This window comes from bacterium endosymbiont of Bathymodiolus sp. 5 South (genome assembly GCF_900128535.1).
Lineage (GTDB): Bacteria > Pseudomonadota > Gammaproteobacteria > PS1 > Pseudothioglobaceae > Thiodubiliella.
The window spans coordinates 1-6,437 of the sequence record NZ_FQTR01000102.1 but is presented as its reverse complement, the minus strand read 5'-3'; the positions used below and the strand labels follow the sequence as shown (position 1 = coordinate 6,437).

Here is a 6,437-nt window from a genome sequence, read left to right as displayed (position 1 = left end):
ATAAGAGGTATTTTAGCAAAAGTTGGTTGATTTGTCTATGGTTATTGTTGGTTTTATTGTTATAAATCAATTTGTTGTGTGGTTTTTAAGGGTTGACTAAATATTGGGATAAATAATATTCTTCTCGGGTAAACATTATTTTCGCCCACTTTATCGTTAAAAATCCGATGTTATTAAGGGTAAGTCGGAAATAAGAGGAATAAGCAATAAGAGAATAAAGGAATAAAAATTAAAAAAAGGGTAGCGTCCCTATATCTCTTTTTATAAATTGTACTGGGAATTTTGGCTGGCCTTTTTTATAAACTCACATTAAAACTTCCATTGAATAACACCTTCAATACCATCACTATGCGCTTTATTATTGGTAGATTGAATGCGCTCATAACTAACAGAAGCGCTGGTGTTGTCTTTTTGATAATCCAGCCCCAGTTTCACGCTCACTTCTTGCTCGGCATTTTTGCTAAGGTAATCGCTAGTATCACGACGAATATCGGATTTGTATTCCACACTAACAAAGCGATTGAGCTGTCCACCTCGATAGTTCACTTGCTTATTAATCTCAATACCAAGGGCAATTGCCTCATTGGTGTTAGTCTCGCTGCTGGTAAGTATATCATTCGCCTTCATCTTAATACGGCTGATGTCATAGCGAATGAAAGGCGATAAATCGACGCCCTGAGCCTGTAAATCCGCACGGTAAGCAATGCTGGCAAAAAATCCATTGCTGTTGTCTTGGTCGGCGCTGTTGCTGATGTTGTGCGTGGCTTTGGCGACGCTTAGTACTGCCTCAATACTGCCTTTGTCATTGAGTTCTAATGCGCCGTAACTAGACAGTGTGTATTGCGTGGTATCCACATCGCCTGAGAAATCATTGCCTGTGGCAGTGCGATCTTGCTTGCCTAAGCTAAGGGCAAAGCCGATAATTTTATCTTTGGCTATGTGTCTATCCATACCCATATTGAGGGATTTAAGATTAAACTTAGTCTTATTTGCCCCTGTCCCGTTGCTTTTACCAATCACCACTTTGGCACTCGTCCAAGTATCCCAACGCTCAATCTTACGGCTGGAGGTGGGGATGACATTATTCAGCCCGTTGGCACTTAGTACATGGTTGATAAGGCTGTTGGTTTGGCTATCGGCAAAACTGACCTGAATACCGCTAACAAAACCATTGGCACTAGATCTGCTCTTTTGTTTGTCTTTATGGCGAATATGCGATAAGCGCCCCATCAATGTTTTTCCGACTTTAAAGAGTAAGGCTTTACTGGCAGTTTTGCTTTCTTTACGCACGGCTTGGGCAGCCATTCTGACAGCCAACACCCTAGAAGCGCCGACACCAGTCCTTGTAGACGCTTCTACGGTTACAGTGAGGATTTTTTCAGTCGTATCATTACCCTTGGTGGCTTTGATATTAACCTGATAAGTGTTATCACCAGGGTCTTTAAAGCTGGTGGCTTTAAAGGTAAGTGTCTTACCGCTAAGGCTGAATTTAGCCTGATTTCTGCCACCAGTAATAGAAAAATTTACACCCCTTTGGCTGGCAGTAAGCTTGATCACTTTGGCTACATTTTCTGGCGTAGAAACATTAGCCGTGGTAATGACAAGCTTTTTTGTTTCTTCTGTAACTTTGATAGAAAATTCTTGATTGGCGCTCTGGATGCCATCGTTAACAGTGACGGTGATAGTCATATCACCAATAGTATCGATGAGACGCTTGGTTTTGAGTTGGTTACGGTTGACGATTTCAAAATCAGCGTTGTTGGTGATGGTAAAAATGAGAGCATCAGCAGCAGTATCTATATCGGTAGCACTAAGGGTGCCAACCACGGTGCCGGCGGGCTGACCTTTGAGAAGGTTAGTATTGCTGATCTGGATATTGGTTGGGGCAACATCGTTTAGGTCGGTAACCGTAACAGTAATGGTTTTGCTAACGGAGGATTTATCTGCTTCACTGGCAGTAATTATCACCGAGTAGGCATGATCGCTTCTAGCTTCAAAGTCGGTGGCAGCAAAGGTAAGTGTGTTGCCACTAAGGCTAAATTTAGCCTTATCTGCACCACCGGTAATAGCAAAACTTACATTACTTACATCACTTCTGTTGACAGTAAGAACAATCACTTTATCTGCATTTTCTGGCGTAGCAACATCAGTCGTGGTAATGACAAGCTCCCCTTCATCTTCTAAAGCTTCTATAACTTTGATAGTAAAGTCTTCCCTGGTGTAATGGACACCATCACTAACTCCGATGGGGACAGCCATATTACCAATAGTAACGATGCGACGCTTGGTTTTGAGTTGGTTACGGTTGACGATTTCAAAATCAGCGTTGGGCGAGGGCTGAAAGAAGGGGGCATCAGGGTCTGTGGTGGTAAAAATGAGGGCATCAGCAGCAGTATCTGCATCGGTAACACTAAGGGTGCCAACCAAGGTGCCAGCGGGCAGATTTCCGACAAGGGTAGTATTGCTGATCTGGATATTGGTTGGGGCAACATCGTTTAAGTCGGTAACTGTAACAGTGATGGTTTTGGTGACGACTTCGTTTTCAGTGCCTATTCTTCTACTGGCAGTAGTTTCCACCGAGTAGGTGTGATCGGTTCTGGCTTCAAAGTCGGTGGCTTCAAAGGTAAGCGTGTTACCACTCAGGGTGAATTTACCCTGATCTGCGCCACCAGTAATAGAAAAATTTACATCAACATTTTTGTTAGCATCTTTGTTGGTAGTAAGACTAATCACCATGTTTGGGTTGTTTTCAGGCGTAGAAAAAGCATCAGCCGTGGTAATCTGAAATGACACCCCTTTGAGTACGGTTACAGTAAGTTCTTTGACAGCCGTCTCGGGGACTCTATGGCCATTGACCATGATCACCCTAGTGGCTATAATACTAACACGATAAGTGGCGTTCTTTCGGGCTTTAAAATCCGTGGCTTTGAAAGTTAATTTCGTACCATTTATACTAAACTTATCCTCATCACCACCCAAAATAGTAAAAGCCGCGACGGTTTTGTTAGCGGTAAGCGTAATCACCTTGTCTACATTTTCAGGCGTAAAAAAAGCATCAGCCGTGGTAATATGAAGTCTCCCATCAAGTACGGTTACAGTAATGGTTTTAGAGATATGGTCTTCGCCTGTTTTACTGGCAATAATTACCACCGAGTAGGTGTTATCGCCTCCGGCTTTAAAGTCGGTGGCAGCAAATGTAAGTTTGTTGCTGCCCTTAGGAAGGCTAAATTTATCCCGATCTGTACCACCACCAATAACAAAACTTACATTATCTTTGTTGGCAGTAAGATCAATTACTTTAGCTACCTTTTCTGGCGTAGAAACATCAGCTGTAGTAATGGCAAACTTAGGAATTGCTTTAGTTACTGTTATATGAAAAAGTTTATTTTTAGATTTGTTACCTTGTGGATCAGAGGCAGAAATCGAAAAATAATAATCGCCTTTTTGTTTTTTATCAACCTTTGCCTTAATGCTTAACTCACCCTTTGAATTGATTGAAAAATCTTTGTTACTAGTACTACCTTCGAGATGGTAACTAAGTTTTGTGCTGTCGGTACCGGCATCCTCGTCAGTGGCAGTCACTGTACCAATCACGGTACCACTGGCGCTACCATCTTCGATAGTTTTATTACTGAGTTGAATATTTTTAGGTGCTTCATTTACATCCAAAATTGTATACTCAAAATAATAGTATATCTTGTATCCGTTAGCGTTAGGACGCTCTATGCTAAACCTAATCCAAAGCTTTTTCGTGTTGTCAAGAGCCTCATAATTTTGAGGTTTCATTTTTACTACATTATTGCTAACTATAAATTGATCTCTATCACTACTACTCAAAACTGTTAAGCTCTTAATCTCATACATAAAGTTTACTACTTTCTCGTTATTCTCATCTAGGGTAAAGAACCCCTTTTTAAGTTCAGCCAATGCTTGGAATGATGACAACAACAGTACACTTATAATAAATAGTTTTATAGTTTTCATAGAAACTCCCCTTAATAATTATTTTACTTCGCTGTTTCTAAGTAACAGCGAATAATTGGCAAGATGTGGTTTTACTTTGCCTGTATAAATCTAATGACTGGCATAAATCTAATAACTACTTTAAAAGATGAGAAATCTTTATAGTATTTTGATACGCCCCCATGCATATTATAAACATAAAAATAGATGATTATGTACGTTTTTTTATTTATTGAGACCTTTGTATAAATAGGGATGATTGGCAAAATCCAATTTTTGCCCAATGGGTGATTTCTTTAAACTTTGTCCTGCAGGGCAGGACTAAGGCTGAGTTTAAAAAATTACCAAGTGGGTGAAAAGTGGGTTTCTGATGATTGTTCCTATTTATACAAAGGTCTCTTATTTATGCAATTTGAGACCCCTATATGAGTTCTCTTAAAGCTATTAACCAGAGCGACGAATACCTACAAGAATCTAGCTGATCATTCGGAGATAATGTGTCTGGCTTGTTCCACAAAAATCGCCTTTTCTCTTTCAAAAATATCTGCAAAAATACATTCAGGCTGATTGGTTAATTTGTGCCGAGGGTTTTTAGGCATCCTTTTTATAAACCCATCAAAACTTCCATCGAACAGTACCTTCAATACCATAACTATGCGCTTTATTGTTAGTCGATTGAATGCGTTCATAACTAACAGAAGTGGTGGTGTCGTCTTTTTGATAATCCAGCCCCAGTTTCATAATCACTTCTTGCTCGGCATTTTTGCTAAGGTAATCGTTGCCATCACGACGAAGGTCGGATTTGTATTCCAGGCTCACAAAGCGAGTGAGTTGCCCCTCTTCGTAGTTCCCTGTCTTACTGATGTCAATACCAAGGGCAATTGCCTCGTCGGTGGTAGTCTCGCTACTGGTAAGTATGTCATTCGCTTTCATCTTGATACGGCTGATGTCGTAGCGAATGAAAGGCGATAAATCAACGCCCTGAGCCTGTAAATCCGCACGGTAAGCAATACTGGCAAAAAATCCATTGCTGTTGCCTTGATCAGCGCTGTTGCTGATTTTGTGCGTGGCTTTGGCGACGCCTAGTACTGCTTCAATACTGCCTTTGTCACTGAGTTCTAACGCACCGTAACTAGAGAGAGTGTATTGCGTGGTATCCACTTCGCCTGAGAAATCACTACCTGTGGCAGTACGATCGATGGCAAAGCCGATAATTTTATCTTGGGCTATGCGTCTGTCCATACCTATATTAAGGGATTTAAGATTAAACTCAGTCTTATTTGCACCTGCTCCGTTGCTTTTACCAATCACCACTTTGGCATTCGTCCAAGTATCCCAACGCTCAACCTTACGACTGGAGATGGGGATAACATTGCTCAGCCCGTTGGCACTGAGCACACGATTGATAAAGCTGTTGGTTTGGCTATCGGCAAAACTAACCTGAATGCCATTCACAAAACCATTGGCACTAAAACTGCTCTCTTCCTTGTCTTTTTTCTTATTTTTTTTATGACGAATATGCGATAGACGAATATGCGATAAACGCCCCATTAATGTTCTTCCGACTTTAAAGGCTAAGAATTGACCGGCAGCTGTGCTTTCTTTGCGTGTAATTTCTCGAATCACTCCGACATTATCGTCTATCACGGTTACAGCAAGGATTTTTTCAGTCGTCTCGCCATCCTTGGTGGCTTTAATATTAACATAATAAGTGTTATTATCACCCTGATCTTTAAAGTCAGTGGCTTTAAAGGTAAGTGTAGCGCCACTAAGGCTGAATTTATTCCCATCTGTGTCATTCCCGGTAATAGAAAAACTTACCCCACTTTTGTTAGCAGTAAGATCAATCACCTTGTCTGTTTTTTCAAGCGTAGAAACATTAGCCGTGGTAATACGCAATTTTATTGCAATGTACGGCGTATCGTCGGTTACGGTTACAACAAGGGTTTTTTTAGCCACCTCATCGCCCTTGGTGGCTTTAATATTAACACGATAAATGTTATCACCACCATCTTTAAAGTTGGTGGCTTTAAAAGTAAGTATATTGTCACTAAGGCTGAATTTAGCATTCTTATCGGCAATAAAAAATCTTACCCCACTTTTGTTAGCAGCAAGCACAATCACTTTATCTGCATTTTTTGGCGCAGAAAAATTATCCTTCGTGGTAATGATAAGCGCGCCTATTTTTTCTACAACTTTGATAGTAAAGTTTTTATCAGTACTCTGGATGCCATCACTAACAGTGACGGTGATAGCTATATCACCAATGGCAGTGATGGAGCGCTTGGTTCTGAGTTCGTTACCGTTGACAATGTTAAAATCAGCGCTGGTGGTGGTAAAAGTAAGGGCATCAGCAGCGGTATCTGTATCGGTAGCACTAAGGGTGCCAACCACGGTGCCGGCGGGCTCACCTTTGAGAAGGTTAGTATTGCTGATCTGGATATTGGTTGGGGCAACATCGTTTAGGTCGGTAA

At 41.0% G+C, this 6,437-nt stretch carries 2 protein-coding genes; both read right to left on the bottom strand.

Annotated elements, in window-relative coordinates:
- Positions 1–309: 309 nt before the first annotated feature.
- On the bottom strand, positions 310–3,984 hold the full coding sequence (locus BBROOKSOX_RS08285; RefSeq protein WP_139660902.1) for a cadherin domain-containing protein: 3,675 nt from the start codon (positions 3,982–3,984) through the stop codon (positions 310–312).
- Positions 3,985–4,578: 594 nt separating this feature from the next.
- Positions 4,579–6,437 (bottom strand): autotransporter outer membrane beta-barrel domain-containing protein (locus BBROOKSOX_RS08280; RefSeq protein ID WP_139660900.1); only part of this gene is annotated, 1,859 nt, incomplete at its 5' end.